General features: G+C 34.9%; 23 protein-coding genes and 1 tRNA gene. 9 read left to right on the forward strand and 15 right to left on the reverse strand.

Annotated features, from left to right (window positions below; all coding sequences use genetic code 11):
- A partial coding sequence (locus A9Q93_RS06690) for a T9SS type A sorting domain-containing protein (protein ID WP_303686608.1) occupies nt 1-871 on the forward strand: 871 nt, incomplete at its 5' end.
- A 254-nt stretch (nt 872-1,125) separates the two neighbouring features.
- Nucleotides 1,126-1,356, forward strand: a complete 231-nt coding sequence (locus tag A9Q93_RS06695) for a hypothetical protein (RefSeq protein WP_303686609.1) — start codon at nt 1,126-1,128, stop codon at nt 1,354-1,356.
- A gap of 48 nt (nt 1,357-1,404) precedes the next feature.
- Here the strand turns inward: A9Q93_RS06695 and A9Q93_RS06700 are convergent, their stop codons facing one another.
- The 12 genes from A9Q93_RS06700 to A9Q93_RS06755 form a co-directional block, all read right to left on the reverse strand.
- Nucleotides 1,405-2,334 (reverse strand): DUF58 domain-containing protein, encoded by a 930-nt coding sequence (locus A9Q93_RS06700; RefSeq protein WP_303686610.1) that lies wholly within the window; start codon nt 2,332-2,334, stop codon nt 1,405-1,407.
- 132 nt (nt 2,335-2,466) lie between these two features.
- Nucleotides 2,467-3,459, reverse strand: coding sequence for an NADP-dependent oxidoreductase (locus tag A9Q93_RS06705; protein ID WP_303686611.1), 993 nt, complete (start codon nt 3,457-3,459; stop codon nt 2,467-2,469).
- A gap of 225 nt (nt 3,460-3,684) precedes the next feature.
- Nucleotides 3,685-4,002: a thioredoxin gene (gene trxA / locus A9Q93_RS06710; protein ID WP_303686612.1), complete on the reverse strand. Its 318-nt coding sequence runs from the start codon at nt 4,000-4,002 to the stop codon at nt 3,685-3,687.
- Between the two features lie 109 nt (nt 4,003-4,111).
- Entirely contained in the window at nt 4,112-4,948 is an 837-nt protein-coding gene (gene rsmA, locus A9Q93_RS06715) for a 16S rRNA (adenine(1518)-N(6)/adenine(1519)-N(6))-dimethyltransferase RsmA (RefSeq protein WP_303686613.1), read from the reverse strand.
- Between the two features lie 35 nt (nt 4,949-4,983).
- Nucleotides 4,984-5,307, reverse strand: coding sequence for a DUF4286 family protein (locus tag A9Q93_RS06720; protein WP_303686614.1), 324 nt, complete (start codon nt 5,305-5,307; stop codon nt 4,984-4,986).
- Nucleotides 5,308-5,327: 20 nt separating this feature from the next.
- Nucleotides 5,328-7,118 (reverse strand): tetratricopeptide repeat protein, encoded by a 1,791-nt coding sequence (locus A9Q93_RS06725; RefSeq protein ID WP_303686615.1) that lies wholly within the window; start codon nt 7,116-7,118, stop codon nt 5,328-5,330.
- An 11-nt stretch (nt 7,119-7,129) separates the two neighbouring features.
- A complete protein-coding gene (serS, locus tag A9Q93_RS06730) occupies nt 7,130-8,398 on the reverse strand; it encodes a serine--tRNA ligase (protein ID WP_303686616.1) in 1,269 nt (422 codons plus the stop codon).
- Nucleotides 8,399-8,482: 84 nt separating this feature from the next.
- Nucleotides 8,483-9,808 carry an HTTM domain-containing protein gene (locus A9Q93_RS06735; RefSeq protein WP_303686617.1) on the reverse strand — a complete coding sequence of 442 codons (1,326 nt, stop codon included), beginning with the start codon at nt 9,806-9,808 and terminating at the stop codon, nt 8,483-8,485.
- Complete coding sequence (locus tag A9Q93_RS06740) at nt 9,789-10,751, reverse strand: bifunctional riboflavin kinase/FAD synthetase (protein ID WP_303686618.1); 963 nt, start codon at nt 10,749-10,751, stop codon at nt 9,789-9,791. Before A9Q93_RS06740 ends, A9Q93_RS06735 begins: the two co-directional genes overlap by 20 nt.
- A 118-nt stretch (nt 10,752-10,869) precedes the next feature.
- The gene (pth, locus tag A9Q93_RS06745) at nt 10,870-11,508 is read right to left on the reverse strand and encodes an aminoacyl-tRNA hydrolase (protein ID WP_303686619.1); all 639 of its coding nucleotides are present in this window, start codon (nt 11,506-11,508) and stop codon (nt 10,870-10,872) included.
- A gap of 69 nt (nt 11,509-11,577) precedes the next feature.
- Nucleotides 11,578-12,210, reverse strand: coding sequence for a 50S ribosomal protein L25/general stress protein Ctc (locus A9Q93_RS06750; protein WP_303686621.1), 633 nt, complete (start codon nt 12,208-12,210; stop codon nt 11,578-11,580).
- Between the two features lie 24 nt (nt 12,211-12,234).
- Nucleotides 12,235-13,176 carry a ribose-phosphate pyrophosphokinase gene (locus tag A9Q93_RS06755; protein WP_303686622.1) on the reverse strand — a complete coding sequence of 314 codons (942 nt, stop codon included), beginning with the start codon at nt 13,174-13,176 and terminating at the stop codon, nt 12,235-12,237.
- A 127-nt stretch (nt 13,177-13,303) separates the two neighbouring features.
- On the opposite strand from A9Q93_RS06755, the gene A9Q93_RS06760 reads away from it, so the two are divergent.
- The 7 genes from A9Q93_RS06760 to A9Q93_RS06790 all read left to right on the forward strand — a co-directional run bounded on the left by A9Q93_RS06760 (nt 13,304) and on the right by A9Q93_RS06790 (nt 17,687).
- Nucleotides 13,304-13,385, forward strand: a tRNA-Leu gene (locus A9Q93_RS06760).
- Between the two features lie 262 nt (nt 13,386-13,647).
- Nucleotides 13,648-14,391 carry a MotA/TolQ/ExbB proton channel family protein gene (locus A9Q93_RS06765; protein WP_303686623.1) on the forward strand — a complete coding sequence of 248 codons (744 nt, stop codon included), beginning with the start codon at nt 13,648-13,650 and terminating at the stop codon, nt 14,389-14,391.
- Nucleotides 14,392-14,413: 22 nt separating this feature from the next.
- Nucleotides 14,414-14,893, forward strand: a complete 480-nt coding sequence (locus A9Q93_RS06770; RefSeq protein WP_303686624.1) for a hypothetical protein — start codon at nt 14,414-14,416, stop codon at nt 14,891-14,893.
- 3 nt (nt 14,894-14,896) lie between these two features.
- Entirely contained in the window at nt 14,897-15,526 is a 630-nt protein-coding gene (locus A9Q93_RS06775; protein WP_303686625.1) for a biopolymer transporter ExbD, read from the forward strand.
- A 2-nt stretch (nt 15,527-15,528) separates the two neighbouring features.
- Nucleotides 15,529-16,014, forward strand: coding sequence for a biopolymer transporter ExbD (locus A9Q93_RS06780; RefSeq protein WP_303686627.1), 486 nt, complete (start codon nt 15,529-15,531; stop codon nt 16,012-16,014).
- A gap of 254 nt (nt 16,015-16,268) precedes the next feature.
- Nucleotides 16,269-16,895, forward strand: a complete 627-nt coding sequence (locus tag A9Q93_RS06785) for a biopolymer transporter ExbD (protein ID WP_303686628.1) — start codon at nt 16,269-16,271, stop codon at nt 16,893-16,895.
- A gap of 81 nt (nt 16,896-16,976) precedes the next feature.
- Nucleotides 16,977-17,687, forward strand: a complete 711-nt coding sequence (locus A9Q93_RS06790; protein WP_303686629.1) for a porin family protein — start codon at nt 16,977-16,979, stop codon at nt 17,685-17,687.
- A 70-nt stretch (nt 17,688-17,757) separates the two neighbouring features.
- On the opposite strand, the gene A9Q93_RS06795 is transcribed toward A9Q93_RS06790, so the two are convergent.
- The 3 genes from A9Q93_RS06795 to A9Q93_RS06805 all read right to left on the reverse strand — a co-directional run.
- Nucleotides 17,758-18,363, reverse strand: a complete 606-nt coding sequence (locus tag A9Q93_RS06795) for a hypothetical protein (protein ID WP_303686630.1) — start codon at nt 18,361-18,363, stop codon at nt 17,758-17,760.
- Nucleotides 18,364-18,369: 6 nt separating this feature from the next.
- Nucleotides 18,370-19,827, reverse strand: coding sequence for an RNA polymerase factor sigma-54 (rpoN, locus tag A9Q93_RS06800; RefSeq protein WP_303686631.1), 1,458 nt, complete (start codon nt 19,825-19,827; stop codon nt 18,370-18,372).
- A gap of 202 nt (nt 19,828-20,029) precedes the next feature.
- Nucleotides 20,030-20,481: amino acid--tRNA ligase-related protein (locus tag A9Q93_RS06805; protein WP_303686632.1), on the reverse strand; the 452-nt coding region annotated here is incomplete at its 5' end.

The raw sequence follows: 20,481 nt of genomic DNA on the forward strand, positions 1-20,481 counted from the left end.
ATACTTTACTTCAAGAGGATTTAATGATCAACATCTGGTTGCTTATGCAGAGAGTCATGATGAGCAGCGTTTAATGTATAAGAACTTGCAATTTGGTAATAGTTCTAATGCATCTCATAACGTAAGAGATCTAGCTGTTGCCCTAGATAGACAAGAAGCTATCGCTGCAATTCTTTACAGTATTCCTGGACCTAAGATGATATGGCAATTTGGTGAACTAGGTTATGAAATCGACATTGATCAAAATGGACGCACTGGTCGCAAGCCTATTCCATGGACATTAGGATATGATACTGATGCAAATAGATTAGATCTTTATGACATTACAGCTACCATGATTAATTTTAAAACGTTGTATCCAGAAACGTTTAATAATACTAACAATAATCTTGATCTAAGTGGTTTAGTTAAAAGAATTAATCTAGATGGACCACAGTTTGATGCTGTGGTAGTAGCAAATTTTGATGTAACAGCACAAAATGTAAACCCTAACTTCTCCCAGACAGGAACATGGTATGATTATTTTAATAATAATAGTGTGATGAACGTTACTAATACAACGGCACCTATCAACTTACAACCTGGAGAGTATAAAGTTTTTACGACACAACAACTTAATGATCCTCTTAGTAATGAAGAAGCAGGATATCAAAGTCAAATGATAAGACTATTTCCTAATCCAGCTACATCATCTTTTAGATTATCTAAAGAAGTTGAATCAGTAAAGATTTATAACATATCTGGTCAACTAGTTAAAAGTTTTAATCGATCAAAAGATAATTATGAGATTACAGAGCTTACTCAAGGAATTTACTTTGTTCAACTATGGAATGGTGATAACATGCAAGTTGAAAAGTTGATTAAAAGTTAGATATCTATAATATAAGTACTTTATCTAATAGTGCATCATAACTTAATGCAATTTTTGATTTGTTTAATGATAAATTTAAAATTGTATAATCAAAGAGAAACGTCAATGAATCCCTAATGAATTGATAGTTACTTTGTAGTAACCATTACTCTTTTCATAATTCAAACGGTTACTAAAAGCCTATCTTCGGATAGGCTTTTCCTTTTATCTTTAGAGCAGGAAATAATCGTATTAAAATTAAAACACACTGTATCATGAAAAAATTATTGAAAACCTTATTTGTATTATGCATTTGCTTTATCGCTTTTACAAGTTGTAGAGATGAAAAAACACCTGAAGAAACTGCAAACGAGATGATCAAAAACGCCGATGAAATAAAAACAAAGGACGACAAGGTAAAAATTGAAAATGAGGATGGATCAGAAAGTAAGATCAAGTACGACGAGGATGGTAATGTAGACAAAGTAAAGACAGACGATAACTAGAATAACAAATCATTTTCTAAAGCTCGAACTTGAATAGTTCGAGCTTTTTTATTTGAACAACTGGCGTTCTAGTAAGAAAGTAGTCATTACAACATCAAAGCTTTTTTGAACATCAACCGGCATGTACTTGATTCTATTTTGTCCACATCTTACTCTCAATTTTTCAAAATAGTCTTTAATAGCCTTTTGATAATCTTCTCTAATATTATCTGCATAGAGATTGATAAATTCACCAGTTTCTACATCAGTAAATCGAGTAGGCTTGTTAGGGAAGTTGAAATTCACTTCGGTAGCACTGTCGTAAGTATGAAAGAGTACTACATCGTGTTTATTGTATTTTAAATGACGTAAAGCTTCAAATAGCTCATCTTCATGCCTATCGCTTTGAAACATATCTGTAAATAAAAATATCAATGATCGCCTTTTAATATTTTCTGCAATTTCATGCAAGTATTTGTACGTATCTGTAGTCTGACCAACTGGCTGTTCACTAGATATTTTATTCAACTGGTCTAGGAGCATGTTATGATGCCTATCACTTCCTTTCTCAGGCGCGTAATAGTCGTAGCTGTTAGAATACACACTCAACCCCACAGCATCTCGTTGCTTTTTAAGTAAATTCATGACACTAGCAGCTGCCAGTGCTGTAAAGCCTATTTTATTAAGTGACCCTAGCTCCTGCTTCTTGGTAATAGGATAATGCATAGACGGACTATTATCTATGATTAAATGACATCGCAAGTTAGTTTCCTCATCATAACGCTTCGTATATAATTTATCCGTTTTGGCGTATAGTTTCCAGTCTATATGGCGTGTACTTTCCCCTGCATTGTAATTCTTATGCTCTGCAAACTCTGCACTAAAACCATGAAAAGGTGACTTATGCATTCCACTTATATAACCTTCTACTACTTGACTGGCGAGCAATTGAAGATTTTTGAATCCAGAGGTTTTATTAAGTTCTTTTTGTACATCCATGATGTGAAGATAGTAAAATTTAGGTACCATGATAGAACCTTAAATAAGGATCATCTTACAAATCTATAGCATGAAAAAATCCCGCTTTCGCGAAAGCGGAATTCTAAATATGATGCAGTTTAAAAGCACCTTTTATATCTTAACTACCATTTTACCAGTATTTTTCCCGTCGAAGAGATCAATGAAAGCTTTAGGAATTTGATCAAAACCGTCAACTATAGTTTCTTCGTGCGTCAACTCACCAGAAGCCAACCATTGTGATAACTGCTGTATTCCTTCTTTAAAGCGACTCTCATAATTTCTAACGATAAATCCTTGCATTTTAATACTCTTTTTCACGATTGTAGTTTCTAAACGTGGACCAGTAGGCTTTTCTGTCTCATTATATAATGAGATCGCTCCACAATTTATAACTCTACCAAAACGATTGATATTATTCATAGCAGCGTCCAGCGTATAACTTCCTACATTATCAAAATAAACATCGACTCCATCTGGTGCTAGCTCTTTAATCGCAGCGGTCATGTCGTCAGTTTTACTATAATTGATACCTTCATCAAAATTAAATTTCTCTTGGATCAAATTTATTTTTTCATCGCTACCAGCAATTCCTACTACTTTTAAACCTTTGATTTTACCGATCTGACCTACGATAGAACCTACCGCACCAGCTGCTCCAGAAACCAGTAAGGTCTCTCCTTCTTGAGGATTACCTATGTCCATAAGTCCAAAATAAGCGGTAAGACCTGTCATTCCCAACACACCTAGATAAGCACTAAGAGGTACTTTGCTACCATCAACTTTTCTCAAGTTTTTTGCATCCGAAGTTTGAAATTCTTTCCATTCCAGCATGCCGGTAAGGAAATCTCCTTTTTCAAATTCTTTATGTTTAGTCTCCACAACTTCAGCAACGATTGCCGAAGAGACTGGCTCATTGAGTTTAAAAGGTTCAATGTACGACTTCTCATCACGCATTCTACCTCTTAAATATGGGTCTACAGAAACATATCTAGCCTTCAATAAAACCTCTCCATCTTTAGGTTGCGGTTTATCGACTTCTATAAATTCAAAATTTTCTAAAGTAGGTGTTCCTTTTGGACGACTTTTAAGTACAATGGTCTTCATGGTTTTTATTTTCAATGTACTTAATTGTACCACATAGCATTGCTAGTTCTTTCTTAAAAATCAAGTACAATAGGTTAAAGTTTTATAAACGAAGAACGCACAAGGACTGTGTTAATAACCTAATTAAAATAAGATGATTTATTGATCTGACAAGAGCAATTTGTAAACATAAAAAAAGCCTATTCTAAAAATCTAGAATAGGCCTTATTGATAATTTAATATCTTCTATAATAATGCGTCTAATGCTTCTGTGTACGCGTTCTTAGGAGCTACTCCTACCTGACGACCTACTACTTCACCGTTTTGAAATACAAGAACAGTTGGGATGTTACGGACTCCGTATTTTGCTGCAAATTCTTGATTTGCGTCAACGTCCATTTTACCTACTACTGCTTTGTCAGCATATTCAGTAGAAACTTCATCAATGATAGGTCCTACCATGCGGCAAGGTCCACACCATGCTGCCCAAAAGTCAACCAATACTGGTTTATCGCTATTTAATACTGTTTCTTCAAAGTTTGCATCTGTTATTTCTAGTGCCATGATTTCTTTTTTTTAAATTTATATACAAAGTTAAACAAAACCAATACCACAACACAACTGTAAGTATTGTACTTGTTTATATTGATATGTAGATTTCAAATATGTTGGCTTATACGTATTGTTCGATTTCTTGAACTAATCCCACAAACATCTCAACGCTTATTTGCTCGGGACGTAAATTAAAAATCTCTTTTTCCCTCATCTGGTCCGGTAGATTCATCGTCTTTAATGAGTTTCTAAGCGTTTTACGTCTTTGTTGAAAAGCTAGTTTTACCACTTGGCGCAATTTTGAATACGAACATGGTAACGCATCGTAATCTGCTTTGCGAGTTAAAATTAAAACCCCACTATCTACCTTAGGCGGTGGATTAAACACTTCTGGACCAACAGTAAATAAATAATCAGCATGATAATAAGCTTGTGCCAGCACAGATAATATTCCATAGGTTTTTGAACCGTGTGGCGCACAAATACGTTTTGCAACTTCCTTTTGAAACATACCACCAAATTCTGGTATCTGATCTCTATTCTCAATTGTCTTAAAAACTATTTGAGTACTTATGTTATAAGGAAAGTTACCTATAATCGCAAAAGAGCCATCGCCATAGATCTCTTTCAAATCTTTTTTTAGAAAATCTGCTTCTATGACTTGAAAAGTGTTCTCGTTTACAATTTTAGCGTGTTCAATCGGAAAACTATGTTTTAAGTAAATCACGGATTCACTATCTAATTCCAAAGCCGTTACCTTAATATCTTTTCTAATGACATGTTTAGTAAGAACTCCAGTTCCAGGACCTATCTCAAGTACTTGATAGTAGCCTTTATAACTTAAACAGTCTGCAATGCGTATGGCGACAGTATCGTCTTTTAAGAAATGCTGTCCTAAGTGTTTCTTTGCTGTAACACCTTTATCTTGGGAGTGGTATTTAGGTTTATATTTTGCCAATATTTAAAGTTATCTATGGTGTAGAATTATTAGTGCTATTTACGTCTTACATTATACTCATCAATGAGCTCTAGTTCAGTTCTAAAAGATAAAACTTGATCACCAAATTTTTCTACGCCTTCCTTACGTAGCTCTGGAGCATGATTTTCATAGTAGTCTATAAGTGCCTCTTTGCTATGCGCTTTATACTGAATTGAAAAGGTGCTGTGACCATCTTGATCTTCTACTAGAACTCTAGTAAATCGTGCATCCATAAAAAGTCCAGTTCCTAAAACTTTTGCAATATGTTCTCTTATCCACGGTACCCATTCTGCCTCAATGGAAGCGTGCATATTACAAGTTACATTGTAAATAATCATTAATCTTTCTTTTATTAAAATTAAAAAGCCTTCTCATTATTGTCTCCTCGTAATCTACGGTAGCGTCTACGAGCATCGACAAAATGAATACTATCTGCATAAGAGAAGATGACTTTTTCAAATAAGGCTTTAGCTTTGTCAGGATCTGCTAGTTGCTCTTGATACAGTAATCCTAATCTATAGTGTGCATCATCAGCTAGAATACCATCACTGTAGTTATCAATTATAGTTTGATAATTATCTCTAGCCTTTTCAAAGTTACCTTCTATTTCATATAATTTAGCCTGATTTAACAAAGCTTCATCTTCTATGGGATCTCCTTTATGATCTAGTAACAATCTATCATAAAGTGTAATAGCTTCTGCTCTTTTATTTTGATATTGTTTTAATTCCGCTTTCGCGAAAGCTTTCAAAGCAACAAAGGTCGTATCTTCCAAAGAGTGATCTGCAATTACCAGACTAAGTTCCATAGCATCGTTTGCTATTAATTTACTAGCTGCACTGCGTAAAACTTTAAGTTGAGTGAGGCTCCAAGGAAAATCGCCTTGATAATAACTCGTGCGAGCCACTTTAAACTGCGATTCTTGGGAACGCAAATCGTTAGGAAGATCATTCTGAATCTGACTATAGAAAATCAGAGCACGGTTAAATTGTTCTTGTAAAACAAGTATGTCTGCCAGCAACATTTTTACATCTGCCTTTTGAAACTTACTTAGGTTAGTTTTCTCTAATTGTGTGAGTAGATCACTCGCTTTTGCTGCATTGTTATTTTTAAAGGCTAGAAAATTGGCATAATCTAATTGTAACCTAAAGGTTTCCTTTTCTGCTCCATAGGTAGCAAGAAGTTTCTCATATTCTTGATTGATAAACTCATATTCACTGGCTGCAGCAGCGTTTGCCTTTAATCTTATTTTCAATACCTGCGCTAGATATCTCACGTTAATAGATTGCGTTTCTTCAATCATATAATCTAGTATCTCATCTGCAGCTTCTAGATCATTTTCATCAATAGCGGTTTCTACAAGATCCTGAATATTGTTCATATTAGTTTCTTCTCGCTTGTAAATAGCTTTTTCCTGAATAAAGGCTTTTTTAAAATCCTTTTGTTGCACAAATAGCCACGATAATAACTGGTTGTAAACAGGATCAGGATTACCACGCAATCTCAATAAGAGGACTTTTCTTAAGAGTTGGTTCCCTTCATTCTCTGCATCATCGGTAACATATTGAGAAAATAAAGCCTGAGCACGAGGACGATAAGCTGCGTTTTGCTCTATAAGTTTAATGTTTGCATCAAACATTTTTTCTAGATCACCTTGTTCTCCATAAAGTCTAGCCAGCTGGTAATTATAGTTGAGCTTTTCATTGATAGCCATTCCTTTTTCAAATGCTTCAATTGCCTCATCCAGCTCGTTGCGTTCTTCAAATCTTCTCGCAATCTGATAGGTTAAATTAGGCATAGAATCTATCACCTTAATTGCGGCGTCATAATATAATGTAGCTAAACTATCCTTGCCTTGTAATGTAGCATTGTATCCTTTTTCAATGATAAATTGCTTATTACGCGGTGAAATCCTTTGAGCAATATCGATTAATGAGTCTGCACTATCATAGCGTTCAAGCTGTTGATACACCTCAATTATATTATATATGGTTCTAGGGTTGCTACGGTTTTGCTCGTATATTTTTTTATATATACTTAAAGCTTTATTGTATTCTCCTTGATCCATATAGTTTTCTGCCAGTTTTGAATCTTGAGAATAGCTCAAGAAACAAGTAATGCAGAATATGATAAGAAGAATACAACGCATAATCTTTAAAGTTAATCTATCGTATCAAATCCACAATACGGAATTAAAACTTTAGGAATTTTAATACCATCAGTAGTTTGATAATTCTCTAGGATACTAGCTAAAATACGAGGTAAAGCTAAAGCACTTCCATTCAAAGTATGGGCAAGTTCTGTTCCTTTTTCTGCGCGGTAACGCAATTTTAATCTATTTGCCTGAAAAGTCTTAAAATTAGAAACACTGCTTACTTCTAACCATTTTTCTTGAGCGGTACTGTAAACTTCAAAATCATAAGTTAATGTAGAGGTAAATCCTAAATCGCCACCACAAAGCCTTAAAATACGATATGGTAATTCTAACTCTTCAAGAATACCTTTTACATGAACCACCATAGCGTCAAGAGCTCCATCACTTTTATCAGGATGCTCAATGCGTAAAATTTCTACTTTATCAAACTGGTGCAATCTATTAAGACCTCTTACATCACTTCCATAACTACCAGCCTCACGTCTAAAGCATGGTGTATAACCAGTCATGGTAATAGGAAAGTCTTTGGCTTCTAAAATTGTATCTCTATAGATATTCGTAATAGGAACCTCTCCTGTTGGGATTAAATAAAGATCATCCACGCCTACATGGTACATCTGTCCTTCCTTATCTGGTAACTGACCAGTTCCATAACCGCTTGCTTCATTGACTAAATGCGGTACTTGCATTTCATCATATCCAGCTTCGGTATTTTTGTCTAGAAAATAATTAATCAAAGCACGTTGTAATCGTGCTCCTTTGTTTTTATAAACTGGGAAACCGGCACCTGTAATTTTATTACCCAACTCAAAGTCTATAATATCATAGTCTTTAACCAGTTCCCAGTGTGGTTTTGCTCCTTCGTGAAGTACTGGTATTTCTCCATGTTGAGAAACTACTTCATTATCTTCATCAGTATTTCCAGCTGGAACACTTTCCTGCGGAATATTAGGTATCTCGTATAAAAGTGTTTGTAATTTTACTACTGCTTCATTTAATTGATCGCCTAATTGTTTTGAAGACTCTTTTAAATCAGCAGTTTGCTTTTTAAGTTCATTTGCCTCAGCAGCTTTTCCAGATTTATACAGCTCTCCTATCTCTTTAGAAAGTTTGTTAGACTTAGCTAGAGTTTCATCAAGTTGTCCTTGAATGCTGCGACGTTGTTCATCTACCTTTATCGCGTTCTCTAATAAAGGAAGCGCATCAATGTTTCTTTTTTGCAATGCTTTTGCAAAAACGTCTTTGTTTTCACGTATTTCTGCTATTTGTAGCATGTGATCTGATTTAAATATATAAGGGGTAAAATTAGCGATTATCGTTTACATAACGATAGCAAGTACAACTTAGTTTTCTAGTCTTTACTTTTCTTTATCTAATTGAGAAGGTATGATCCAAGAATGGTGTTTGACATGGCTCCATTCTTCAGCCGCAAGATCTACTTTAGGATCTGTTAACTGATAAAAAGGCCGTCCATTAATAGACACTTTCAAATCAGCATACACTTCAATCTCCTTGCCTTGCTCAGCATAAATTTTTTCTAACTTTTGAGCAAACTGCCATACAAAATCTGGCTTTGAAAGTACCGATCGCTCTTGCTTAAAACTCAAATACTTTTTTAATGATACTGGAGTCTTTTTACCAGTATCCTTCTCTACAACATAAATGGCACCTTTTCCTGATCTACTACGCAGCATCATGCGCCAGCTTAGTCTATGTCCTTCTTCCGTCCATAATACATCATCCTCAATGACCCAATGCCTTAAAGGTAAAAGTAACATCACTAGCAAAAAGGCCGTTCCTGAGAATATAATAAGATTCCTCGTTTTTGGGATAATAACTTCAGCAGCTCCATAAAAAGCTTTCTTGCTTAAAAACCTTTTATGAATAACTTCAGCAGAGAAGAAGAATACTAAAAACGATAAAGCTAAATAAGGGAAAATACCTATTTGAAAAACTATACTATTAAAAATATGAAAGAATACAGATGCTATGACAGCCAGCCATCGTGTTCTTTTCCACAATAAAAAGGGGACTATTAATAGATCAAAGAACAACCCAAAATAGAGAATGGCTTGATGTGCCCAATCTTGTTGTAAAATATCAAAATTTCTACCACGCGTGCTCATTAAATATTTAGGAAAACTGCCGTCCAACCAGTCTGGATAAAACTTTGCTACACTTGCATAAGCATATATAATTCCTAAAAAAGCAACAATGAATATATAAATCCATCGAGACATGTGCTCTTTCCTAAAACTAGGATTTAAACGAGCGTCTATGGAGGCAGATCTATTTGCAGGCAGCAACACCATTAAAAAGTTGAGCAACATGAGGAGATAGCAATGATTATTGTAACTACTCTTCTGTAACAAGTAAACATATGCCCAAGTAATGGCATAAAACAACATTGCCAGTCGGTATTTGTAACCTACCATAACTAGTAGTCCTGCGCATCCCATAACACTATATAAAACGTACATCCAGTTACCTGGCAGCGGTTCAAGAAAATCAAACCCTATAAAAGTGAAGGTGAAATCAGGCTCGATAAAAAGTCTTCTTACGGCACCTAAGGCGATAGAACCAAATGCTTCACACGCTATAAGCAAACCGAAAAACATTCTAAAAAGAACTAAAGCAGAATTATCTACTTGAGTAAAAAGCCATTTATCTAGGTTGCTGTGCATAACTCCTGGCCTTTTGCTCGTCTTTTTTCATTGCAGCTACTAAGTCTTCAAGATCTTTAAATTTCTCCTCGCTTCTCAAACGTTTATGAAAAAACAATTCCATTTTACGGTTATACAAGTCTTCATTGAAGTCAATGTAATATGTCTCTATAGTCTGTTGCGCCTCATCAGAAACAGTAGGATTAGTCCCGATGTTAGTCATTCCATAAACACGTTTATTATTAATAAAGGAACTGGTTACATAAACGCCAGCAGCCGGAATAAGCTTGTACACTTCATCAATGTGTAAATTTGCAGTAGGATATCCTATAGTGCGACCTATCTTTTTACCTGACTTGACAATTCCAGAAATGCTGAAATCTCTATTCAAATAATTATTTGTTTTTTCAATTTCACCACTCAGCAGTGTTTTTCTAATTTTTGTACTGCTCACTGCAACTTCTTGAACCTCTTTTTTAGAAATCTCAATCACCTCAAAATCAAAAAGTGCTGCAAACTCTTTCAACTCTTCGATACTAGCTGATCTATTGATACCAAATCTGTGATCATACCCTATAACCACAACCTTTGCACTGAGCTGATCCACAAGGATATTTTTTACATAATCGTAAGCCGTTGTTCTTGAAAATTCTTTAGAAAAAGGGTGGATTACCACGTTTTCAACCCCTTGATTTGCAACTAATTCTACTCGCTCTTCTATAGTATTAATTAATTTAAGATCATGATCTGGTTGTAAAACCATTCTAGGATGAGGAAAAAATGTTAGTAAAACGCTTGTAAGTCCTTCAGTCTTTGCTCTTGATACTACTCGATCTAATATTTTTTGATGCCCTTGATGCACTCCATCAAAAGTTCCTATAGTAACAACGGCTTTTTTGGTAGCCTTATATTCCTCAATATTATAGTAGGTATTCAATTCTAGATCTTCTGTATTAAGGTGCAAATTAAAATAATATGATTAGATATTCAGGTTTTTATGAACCTTTTAATGGAAAAGAGTAGGTTGAAGTATTCGCTTTCGCGAAAGCGGACTAACAACAAAAACCTTAATAGCTTACCACCTATTTACCATTATACTGATTCATAGTGTTTGCAAGCCCTGCATGGGTAAATGACAAGGCCATTTTTGCAGCGGTATCTAGACGTTCTGGAAGCGATTTTTGCTCCTCACTATTCCATTCTCCTAGAACATAATCAACCTGTCGCCCTTTTGAAAACGCATCAGATATACCAAATCGTAATCGTGGATATTTAGGAGTATTTAAAGTAAGCTGTGTATCTTTTAACCCATTATGTCCACCGTCAGTGCCCTTAGCCTTCATGCGTAAGGTGCCGAAGGGCAAATTTAAGTCATCAGTAATCACAAGAATATTTTCAATAGCGATGTTTTCTTGTTTCATGTAATACTTAATCGCTTTTCCACTCAAATTCATAAAAGTATTAGGCTTAAGTAAGACTATACTTTTTCCTTTATGCTTTACACTAGCAACATCACCTAGTTTTAAAGTCTCAAAACTAACCTCTTTCTCACTAGCTATTTCATCAAGAATTTTGAATCCTATATTGTGTCTAGTTTCTGAATATTTTTCACCTGGATTTCCTAAACCTACAATCAAGAACTTTTTCATGGGGTCTTCTTCGTTTAAAACAGTTGCGATAATCGCATCATTAAAAAATAATTTTTTGAACCAATGGAGCATATGGTAAAAATAAAAAAAGCTGCAAGAAAGAAATCTTGCAGCTTTTATAAATTTTAAGCGCTTGTTATATTATTTAACAGCTGCTACATCATCAGTTTGTGTAGATGGTACATCTCCTGCTTCTACCTCTTCATCATCATCGTCCTCAACAACAGCAGTACGAGAAGTTTTGATCATCACAACTACTACTGAGTCTGGATGCATGATTTCATACTCATCTACTCTTAAGTCACGTACATATCTTTTATGACCGATTTTCATATCAGTAATATCGATAGTAATGTAATCAGGCAAGTTTGCTGGTAATGCTTTTACTTTTAATTTACGATTGTTACGACGTAGAACACCACCGTTAAGTACACCTCTTGATGAACCTGTAAGTTGAACAGGAACTTCCATTGTTACCATTTTATCATCAAAGATTTGATAAAAGTCTGCATGTAAAAGAAGTTCTTTTACTGGGTGCCATTGCATATCTTGAGCGATAGCATTGTATGTACCATCTTTTCCTAAGTCCACAACTACCGTGTGCGCATCTGGAGTATAAACAAGCTTTTTAAATGCATTGATTTCTGCTGAAAAGTGTATAGGCTCGTCTCCTCCGTAAATTACGCAAGGAACCAATCCAGCATTACGTAGGGCTTTTGTTGCTTTCTTGCCCACGCTTTCTCTTTTTGATCCTAAGATCGTGATTGATTTCATGTTATATATATTTAGTTAATGAAATTACATTATAAAGTGTTCACTGATCGATTTGTTATTTTGCACGCTTTGCATCACCTCTGCAAATAGTGAAGCACATGAAAGAACCTTAATTTTAGAACTTTCTTGTTTTAACGGTATCGAGTCAGTAACGATTAATTCTAGTAATTGGGAATTATTGATGCGCTCGTAAGCTTTTCCTGAGAGGATAGCGTGAGTACAAATAGCTCTAACACTTTTTGCTCCACGTTCCATCATAACATCTGCAGCTTTAGTCAAAGTTCCTGCGGTATCCACCATGTCATCTACAAGGACAACGTTTTTACCTGTTACATCACCTATAAGCTCCATGTGAGAAATCACGTTTGCTTTTTGCCTTTGCTTATAACAAACAACTACATCACTTTCTAGTGTCTTAGCATAGGCATAAGCACGTTTTGAACCTCCCATGTCGGGAGAAGCGATAGTAAGGTCACTTAAATTTAAGCTTTTTAAATAAGGAATGAATAAAGCACTAGCAAATAGATGATCTACCGGCTTTTCAAAAAATCCCTGAATCTGGTCTGCATGAAGATCCATGGTAATAATACGAGTAGCTCCTGCAGATTCTAATATCTTAGCAATCATTTTTGCTCCTATAGGAACACGAGGTTTATCCTTACGATCTTGTCTAGCCCAACCAAAGTAAGGAATGACCGCAGTTATATGTCTTGCACTAGCTCTTTTGGCAGCATCTATCATTAAAAGCATCTCCATTAGGTGATCACTGCTAGGCTGTGTAGACCCTATAATAAAGATACGGCGACCTCTTATAGACTCTTCAAAAGATGGCTGAAACTCTCCATCACTAAAAGTGGAAAAATTTACTTTACCTAAACTTGCTCCATACTTCTCTGCAATGGAGGCGGCAAGCGTCATACTTTGACGGCAACCAAATAATTTAGCATCTTCTATAGCGTAGCTCATAATTTAAAACCTTCTGGTTCTGATTTTAAGGCTGCAAAGGTACTTATTATTTTAAACACCTACGCTTAAATATAAGACGAATTGACTCTTTTAAGTAATTTTATTTATTACTTTTGCATTTCCAATTGCCTCAGTGGTGGAATTGGTAGACACGTTGGATTCAAAATCCAATGCTTCACGGCGTGCCGGTTCGATTCCGGCCTGAGGTACAAAATAAGCTTCTGACTACGGTTGAGAAGCTTTTTTTATTCAAAAGAAACAATTGTTAACAAATAGGTAACAATTAGATTATAAACATACTAAAAAACTGAGTGCCTTAGGGTTTCTATACCCTACAACAGTCTTTAGTCGATAAAATACAGCTCTCTTGCTGAAATTTTAATCATACATTAAGAAATCTTATGATATTTTTGCTCAATAAATTATATATTTACCCCTTAACTTGAAAATTCAATAAATCAAATAAGTCAAATGAAACGATCACTTTCAATTTTATTCACGGCAGCCATGACAATAGGTGTTACTGGTGTAGCTTCAGCTTCAGCATTAATTCAAGAAGCTCCAGAAGTAATTAAAACGGAGTCTTTCCACCAAGTTTTAAAGAAAAACTTTATTGATGGAGGACCTGGATTCATGGCAATTGTATTAGTATGTCTTATTTTAGGACTAGCTGTAGCAATTGAAAGAATCATTTATTTAAACCTTTCTACTACAAATTCTAAGAAACTTGCTGCAAACGTGGAGCAAGCACTTCAAAGTGGTGGTATTGAAGCTGCAAAAGATGTATGTCGTAACACAAAAGGACCTGTAGCTTCTATCTATTACCAAGGACTTGACAGAGCTGACGAAAGCATCGAAGCTGCAGAAAAAGCGGTTGTTGCTTACGGAGGAGTACAAATGGGACAATTAGAAAAGAATGTATCTTGGGTATCTTTATTTATCGCTCTTGCACCGATGCTTGGATTTATGGGTACGGTAATTGGTATGATTGGGTCATTTAACAGTATTGAAGAAGCAGGTACAATGGAACCTTCTCTTGTAGCAGGTGGTATTAAAGTAGCACTTCTTACAACAGTATTTGGTCTTATTGTTGCTATTATCCTTCAAATCTTTTACAACTACATCGTTTCTAAGATAGATAGTATTGTAAACGACATGGAAGATGCTTCTATTACTCTTATCGATATTCTTGTAGATTACAAGAACGGTAAGTAATTAATTCTCATAAAAACAAATCATGGTTTTACATAAAGTATTAAAATACCTAGTTCTTCTTTTGAGCGTTATAGCAATGGGGTTTTTCTTTTACACCCTAGCTATAGGCGATGAAGCTATAGAACTTAATACGGAAGGCAGCCAGGCTGTTACCGTATCACCGTTGATCATATTAGCATATATTACTTTAGGACTTATAGTTTTAATAGTGGTACTATTTGTATTAAAAGGATTATTCACAAATCCAGATGCTCTGAAAAAATCAGGAATATCTGTAGGTTTATTATTATTAGTTGCTGCTATTTCATATGCGCTCGCTGATGATTTGAACACTGTAGGATTTGTTGAAGGAGGTGAAGTTATTGAGTTAGACAATGGCTCAGAACTCTCTAAAGGAACTTCTAAGTTGATAGGTACATCATTATATATGTTCTATATACTAGCTTTTGTTGCAGTTGCAACTGTTGTATGGGCTGGAATAAGTAAACAATTAAAAAAGTAAGTTATGGCTAGAAGATCTGCACCAGAAGTAAATGCCGGATCGATGGCAGACATTGCCTTTCTATTATTGATCTTCTTCCTGGTAACAACCACGATAGAAGTAGATAGTGGTATTGCAAGTAAATTGCCGCCACCGCTTCCTGAAGACACTCCTCCACCACCTATTAAGGAGAAGAATATTTTCCAAGTTATTGTTAACGCTGAAAATAGACTTCTAGTAGAGGAAGAGGACATGGACATTAAAAATTTAACTAACGCTGCTATTGCATTTTTAGATAACGGTGGTGGTACTGATCCTAGAAATGCTTGTACATATTGTAGAGGTGCAAAAGATCCAGAATCATCTGACAATCCTAAAAAGGCAATTATTTCATTAGTTAATGATAGACAAGCTTCTTATAAGATGTATCTAGCAGTTACTAACGAGTTAGTAAGAGCTTATGCTACTCTTAGAGATCGTGAAGCAAAACGTCTATATAATGAAACATTTTCATCTATGACTAATAGATATTCAGAATGGCCAGCTACAGAAAAGGAAAGTCCAGAATATTTAGAATTAGAAGAGAGAATTAAAAAAGTTAGAGAATTATTTCCTAGAAATCTTTCTGAAGCTGAACCTCAAAATAGAGAATAGATATGTCTAAATTTAATAAAAAGAAAAATGCTGAGGTGCCTGCAGTTAATACTGCATCCTTACCTGACATTGTATTCATGCTCCTGTTTTTCTTTATGGTTGCTACTGTAATGAGAGATGATGAGCTTCAGATAGAAAATCAACTACCTAAAGCTAATCAAGTTGAGAAGCTTGCTGAAAAAAAGAAAGTTGTAACTATTTACATCGGTAAGCCTAGTCCTAATTTTGCAAAACAATATGGAGTAACTGAAGTGATCCAGTTAGGTGATAAAATCTCTCCTATAAGTGACGTACAGACGTATGTTAACACTAAGAGAAATGCAATGGATGAAGATGATAAAGATGAAATGATGGTATCTTTAAAGGTAGATCAAAATTCTCAAGTAGGAATTCTAACAGATGTAAAGCAAGAACTTAGAGACGCTATGGCACTTAAGATCAGTTACACATCTATTGAAGGTGATCCTCTTAGAAATTTAAAAAATTAAACTACAAATCTTTTAAATAATTAAAATAGCCGTTCTACTTAGAACGGCTATTTTTTTTATCATAATATTTTTACAACTCTCTATTTTACTTAAATCTACAGAGCAACAGGTGTTTAGCAATTAATGGCAAGGTTGTTGAAATTAAAATTTCAGTTCACTTATCAATTAACCTTTTGATGTTTCAAGACCTCTATTACTTTTATTATATAATAAATAGTAAGAGATTTTTGAGCCTCAAAATTAAACCTAGAATTATGGCTCAAAGAAATGCTCCCGAAGTAAACGCAGGATCAATGGCAGATATCGCTTTCCTATTATTGATCTTCTTTTTAGTAACAACCACTATAGAAGTAGATAGCGGTATAGCAAGTAAATTACCTCCACCAATTGATACGCCAATTGATTCTAGACAGAATAAAAGAAATATATTCCAAGTCATTGTTAATTCAGAAAACAGAATTCTTGCGAATGAAAAAGATATAAAACTTAAAGACCTTACTAAGGCTGCCATGTCATTTTTAGATAATGGTGGCGCAACAGACGCAAGAAATGTTTGTTCCTATTGCAAAGGAGATAAAGATCCCACATCTTCAGAAAATCCTAAAAAGGCAATTATATCACTAGTAAATGATAGGCAAGCGTCTTATAAAACCTATATCTCCGTCACTAATGAGCTAGTAAAGGCATACTCTACGCTTCGAGATCGAGAAGCTCAAAGACTTTATAATGAAACTTACACCTCAATGAATAACCGACTCCATAACTGGCCAAAAACAGAAAGTGACCATCCTGAGTATCAAAAACTAGAGCAGCAAATTAAAACTGTCAGAGAATTATTCCCTCGGAATCTATCTGAGGCCGAGCCTAGGAAAACAGAATAAAGCCCGTTTAAATTAAAGCTCGTTGCTTTTCAATACCATGTCTATTGTCATATCTTTACTAGATAATAGTTGAAACCCAAAATGAGATCACTTTTTCTATTTTTATTATTAGGCATATGCGCTCATTTAAGTATAGCTCAAAAGTCTGACGCATCAGATAATGCTATTCCTAACGTAGTAGATTCTTTATATAGAGAAGATCAGTTTTATATAGGACTATCTTTTAACCTTATTACAAACCAGCCTAAATCTTTTTCTCAAAATGGATTTTCAGGTGGTTTACATGCTGGCTTTATAAGAGACATGCCTATTAATAAGAGGCGCAATGTATCTATAGGTGTAGGACTAGGAGTCTCAACAAATACGTACAATTCAAATCTTTTTATAGGACAAGATGTTAATGAGCAAAGCATTTATCGCATTCTAGATAGCAGTATAGACGTAGACCGTAATAGATTTAATACTAACCTTATTGAAATGCCCATACAATTTAGGTGGCGCACTTCTACGCCCACAGAATATACTTTCTGGCGCATATATACTGGTATCAAATTAGCCTATATATACCATTATAAAGCTACTTTTAAAAGTGAATCCTTAAACGCTTCTCAAAGTAATATTCCTGAAGTCAATCGCTTTCAATATGCAGCGACTTTAAGCTTAGGTCATGGCAGTTTTAACGCATTTGTACAGTATAACCTTAGCACTCTTTTCAATGAAGATGCATTCACAGACATTGAACAAGTAAATCTACAGCCTATCAAATTTGGGATCGAATTCTACATACTCTAGAAGCAATAATTCTAGGATCGATTATAAAGTGTTTTTACTATTCTCGCTTTCGCGAAAGCGGAATTAAAGACTAGCTTACAAAATAACTAAAGGCTAAAACCTGGCTGAGCAATCCTAAGGAAAAACCAAAAATGAGTTCATGTCCTTTATGAGCCTGCATACTCAATCTAGATGTCGCAGTAAGCCCACTTACAATTCCCATTATGGCAAGCGGTAATAGTAAACTAATTCCTTGAGTAAACGATAACATGACCAGAAAACCTAAAACGCCTCCAGTAGCCATGAGATGCAAGCTGATTTTATAGCGCAATGTTGTGATAAGCGTTGCAACAAGACTTGCTATCAGTACACCTATAAAAAAATAATACAAGGCCGCATGCATTCCATCTGTAAAGGCGCCACGTAGTAACATTATCAAAAGCACCATATAAATACACAATGGTAAAATGCGCTCTTTAGTTCTGGATAGGTGAATACTTTCTACCCAACCTAATATTTTGAGCATGGTATAAATAAGCAAAGGAATTGCCGCAGTAAAAATTAAAATTAAGTATAATTTGAGTCTAACGCTTTCAGGATCGCTGTAGTAATTAAAGTTGAAATACCATAAGGAGACAAGAGAAGGAATAAACAATGGATTTACTATATAACTCCATAACCTAAGAAACAACTTCATAATGACTTAGATTTCCTTTCTCAAACGCGCTACAGGAATATCTAATTGCTCTCTATACTTTGCCACAGTTCTACGAGCTATAGGATATCCCTTTTCTTTTAGTAAATCGGCAAGTTTTTGATCTGTAAGCGGTTTTTTCTTGCTCTCTTCTCCTATTACTGTTTCAAGAATCTTTTTAATCTCTCTAGTTGACACCTCTTCACCGTCAGAATTTGTCATGGACTCTGAAAAGAATTCCTTAATTAATTTAGTCCCATAAGGCGTGTCCACATATTTAGAGTTTGCAACGCGAGAAACGGTAGACACATCCATATCAATTTTGTCTGCAATATCCTTAAGAATCATAGGACGTAAATTGCGCTCATCACCTGTGAGAAAATAATCCTTTTGATAATACATGATAGTAGACATGGTAACATATAAGGTTTCCTGTCTTTGTTTTATAGCTTCTATAAACCACTTTGCGCCATCGAGTTTTTGTTTAATAAACATCACAGCGTCCTTTTGAGATTTGGTTTTCTCTTTTGCCTCTTTATAACCTCTTAACATGTTAGAGTAATCTCGAGAGACATGCAGTTCTGGCGCATTACGACCATTAAGAGTAAGTTCTAACTCTCCATCTTTAATACGTATGGTAAAATCAGGCACTACTTGTTCTACAACTCTAGTACTTCCACCAGCATAAGAACCACCTGGTTTAGGGTTAAGGTGTTCTATATCATCTATTGCGTCGCGCAACTCATCTTCAGTGATATCATATTTTGCAATAATCTTAGAATAATGTTTTTTACTAAAAGCGTCAAAAGAGTCTCTTATAAGCTTTACTGCTAGCTCTATACTTTTTGTTTTGCGCTTACGTAGTAGCTGAATTAATAAACACTCTTGTAAATTACGAGCACCTACTCCAGCAGGATCTAATTCATGAACCACTTCTAGCACTTTTTCTACCTCATCTACTTCAGTATATAGATTCATTGTAAAAGCAAGATCATCAGTTATGTCTTCTAAGGATCTTCTTATATAACCACTGTTATCAATACTACCTACAAGAAACTCTGCAATCACGCGATGTTCTTCACTTAAACGTCTTGTGTTGAGTTGATCTACTAAGGTTTGTGTAAAAGACTTTCCAGATGCATAAGGAACGCTTTTTTCATCATCATCTGCACTATAATTATTTGCTCTAGTACGGTATTCAGGAATATCGTCATCACTTAGATAATCATCTACATTGATATCTGCATCAATAGTATCATTACCGTCATCATAATCATCTTGATTAGAAAACTCATCAAAGTCATCGTCACTTCTTTCTTTACCATCATCCAGCGCAGGGTTTTCTTCTAGCTCAGACTTTACTCTTTGTTCAAATGCTTGTGTAGGCAATTGAATCAACTTCATCAACTGAATTTGCTGAGGAGATAATTTTTGAGATAATTTAAAATTTAGTGATTGTTTAAGCATTGGTTATATTCTAACTACGTAAAAATACTAAAAGACTAATTGATTAAAGCTAAAGTTAAGTAAAGAAACAACCATTCTCAATGGTTTGAAGTTCTACAAGAAGAAACACTACTATTTGGAATAGGCAAGAATATTTTTTGATCACATGAAAAATCCCGATTTGCCAATAACAAATCGGGATTTTAAAATCTAATAATTTTACTTAAAATGCCGCATTACCAGGCGTACGTGGATAAGGAATCACATCTCTTACATTACCCATTCCTGTTACAAACATAACTAGTCTTTCAAATCCAAGACCAAAACCACTATGCACCACACTACCAAATTTGCGCATTTCTAGATACCACCATAATTCCTCTTCTGGTATTCCCATAGTATCCATTTTACTTTTCAATACATCATAACGTTCCTCACGTTGTGAACCACCTACGATTTCACCTATTCCAGGAAAAAGAATATCCATTGCTCTTACCGTTTCATTACCATTTGCATCCTTATCATTAAGACGCATGTAAAAAGCCTTAATTTTTGCAGGGTAATCAAATAGTATAACTGGGCATTCAAAATGCTTTTCTACTAGATAACGTTCATGCTCTGACTGTAGATCTGCGCCCCATTCATTGATAGGGTATTTAAACTTCTTCTTTTTAT

Origin of the sequence: Nonlabens dokdonensis (assembly GCF_002162835.1) — a bacterium.
GTDB classification, from domain to species: Bacteria; Bacteroidota; Bacteroidia; order Flavobacteriales; family Flavobacteriaceae; genus Nonlabens; species Nonlabens dokdonensis_B.